The 273-nt window shown below is 60.1% G+C and carries 1 protein-coding gene; it reads right to left on the reverse strand.

Annotated elements, in window-relative coordinates; all coding sequences use genetic code 11:
• Positions 1–273: potassium-transporting ATPase subunit KdpA (locus SB765_RS29620; protein ID WP_410932490.1), on the reverse strand; the 273-nt coding region annotated here is incomplete at both ends.

A 273-nucleotide genomic window follows, 5' to 3' on the forward strand; every position in this document is an offset into this window, starting at 1 on the left:
ATGACGACCGATACCGCCGCCACAAACATCAGCGTCATCGCCCACAGCAGCATGTGGCCCTGACGACGGTCACGCACGCTTTCGCCAAACGCGAAGCAGAGCGCCGCCGGGATCAGGAAGATGCTCAGCATCTGCACCAGGTTAGTCAGCACCGTCGGGTTTTCAAATGGATGGGAGGAGTTGGCGTTAAAGAAGCCGCCACCGTTGGTGCCCAGCATTTTGATCGCTTCCTGCGACGCTACCGGTCCCATCGACAGCGTCTGCTGCACGCCT

The sequence above is a fragment of the Pseudomonas sp. SIMBA_067 genome (assembly GCF_046534675.1).
Taxonomy (GTDB): domain Bacteria; phylum Pseudomonadota; class Gammaproteobacteria; order Pseudomonadales; family Pseudomonadaceae; genus Aquipseudomonas; species Aquipseudomonas putida.